The organism is Streptomyces sp. NPDC006265 (assembly GCF_040613555.1).
Classification (GTDB): domain Bacteria; phylum Actinomycetota; class Actinomycetes; order Streptomycetales; family Streptomycetaceae; genus Streptomyces.
The window spans coordinates 1-2,138 of the sequence record NZ_JBEXSH010001197.1 but is presented as its reverse complement, the minus strand read 5'-3'; the positions used below and the strand labels follow the sequence as shown (position 1 = coordinate 2,138).

Below are 2,138 nucleotides of genomic sequence, written 5' to 3'. Positions count from 1 at the left end.
CCGGCAGCGCTGCGGTCGGCAGACGCGGCCGCCCTTCCGGGGCGGCCACCGCGCGCCGACCGGCCGCGGACAGCGACAGCGCCCGGATGATGGAGCTCGTGGAGCGTGCCCAGGCCGGTGAGTCCGACGCCTTCGGCCGCCTCTACGACCAGTACAGCGACACCGTCTACCGGTACATCTACTACCGGGTCGGAGGAAAAGCGACCGCCGAGGACCTCACCAGCGAGACCTTTCTGCGCGCCCTGCGCCGCATCGGCACCTTCACCTGGCAGGGCCGCGACTTCGGCGCCTGGCTCGTGACCATCGCCCGCAACCTCGTCGCGGACCACTTCAAGTCCAGCCGCTTCCGCCTCGAGGTCACCACCGGCGAGATGCTCGACGCCAACGAGGTCGAGCGCTCCCCCGAGGACTCCGTCCTGGAGTCCCTCTCCAACGCCGCCCTGCTCGACGCCGTACGGCGGCTCAACCCGCAACAGCAGGAGTGTGTGACGCTCCGCTTCCTCCAGGGCCTCTCCGTCGCCGAGACCGCCCGGGTGATGGGCAAGAACGAGGGCGCCATCAAGACCCTCCAGTACCGGGCCGTCCGCACCCTCGCCCGGCTTCTCCCGGAAGACGCCCGCTGACCGCCCCGCACGCTCGGCGACACCCAACTCACGTTCCGTGACGGCCCGTTGGCTTCGGCATCCGATCAGCCGACGTCCGTAACCCAAGTGCCACGCCGCTCGTTGTGCGGGATGCAGGCTCCCTGTGGTCACCCCCTGGCCGACTCCGATCACTCGATCGCGTGGTCGTGGTCAGGGTGTGCAACCCTCAGGACCCCCTGGGGAGCCGACCGTCATGACGAGAGGAGGTGCCGCCAGTGATCGCGAACGTATCGGCGCACCGGCGGGCGAACGCCTTCGCCCAGGCCCTGGAGGAGCAGCCCGAGCAGGGCAGGGCGGCCGAGCAGCCCGAAGGTCCGGCACCGGCCCCGGCAGCCTCGGAACCGAGCGAGCAGGACCGCCATCTGGCGCTCGTCTCGGGGCTCGGCGCGCTGCCCAAGCCGGAGCTCGACCCGGAGGTCAAGGTCGTCCAGCGGGCCCAGCTGGTGGCAGCTTTCGAGGCCATGCTCCAGGAGGGCACCGCGGGCGGCGGGGCGACGGACAGCGCGGTCCCCGAGCAGCGGTCCCGGGCTCGCGGCGCGCACCGCGCGAGTTCGCTGAAGAAGTTCCGGCCGCGATCCCGGCTCGCCAAGGGCCTCACCGCGGGCGGACTCAGCATCGGGGTGGCCGCGAGCGCCTTCGGCGGAGTCTCCGCCGCCAGCTCGGACGCCCTGCCCGGCGACTCGCTCTACGGCCTCAAGCGCGGCATCGAAGATGTCACGCTCGGCCTTGCCGACGGGTCGGACGAGCGGGGCCGGGTCTACCTCGACCACGCCTCCACCCGGCTCAGCGAAGCACGCCGCCTGATGGAGCGCGGCCGCAGCGGCCCCCTGGACCACGAGTCCCTCGGCGAGATCCGCCGCGCCCTGTCCGGCATGCGGCACGACGCGTCGGAGGGCCACCGGCTGCTGAGCGAGGCGTACGAGCGCGACCCGGACTCGCTGGGCCCCATCCAGGCCCTGTCCACGTTCTCCCGCTCCCACCGCGGGGCCTGGGGCGAACTGCGCGAGCGACTGCCCGTCCAGCTCGGGGACGTCAGCGAGCAGGTATCGTCCGTGTTCGACGCCATAGACGAGGATGTCGCCCCGCTGCGGTCCCTGCTGCCCGAGCCCCCGGCCACCAGCGGCGGCGACGGCAAGCGGCGCGGCGCCTCCGAGTCGGCCCCCGGCTCCTCCGGCACCGACCGCTCGACCCGCCCCGGCGACAGCGGCGGCAGGCACAGCGAGGAGGGCAGCACCGGCAGTGGCAGCCCCAGCCGCTCGGCCGGCTCCGGCAGCGACAGTGACGGCCTGCTCGGCGGCAACACCGGCGGCCTGCTCGACCCGCCGGAGGACCAGGACGGCGAGGCGAGCACCTCCCCGTCGGCGGAGGGCAATACACCCGTCCCCGAGCCGGATGTGACGCTCCCGCCGCTCCTGCCCGGGCTGCTGCCCGGCCTGGGCATCGACGGCGAGGACGCGGACTAGCCGGCGACGACGGGGGCGCCCCTTCGACAAG

Annotated in this window: 2 protein-coding genes; both read left to right on the top strand. The window is 73.4% G+C overall.

The window, feature by feature from the left end; genetic code table 11:
• A partial coding sequence (locus tag ABZ281_RS47000; protein ID WP_356664706.1) for an ECF subfamily RNA polymerase sigma factor, BldN family occupies window positions 1–623 on the top strand: 623 nt, incomplete at its 5' end.
• Window positions 624–859: 236 nt separating this feature from the next.
• Complete coding sequence (locus ABZ281_RS46995; RefSeq protein ID WP_356664704.1) at window positions 860–2,107, top strand: DUF5667 domain-containing protein; 1,248 nt, start codon at window positions 860–862, stop codon at window positions 2,105–2,107.
• The last annotated feature ends 31 nt before the right edge of the window (window positions 2,108–2,138 follow it).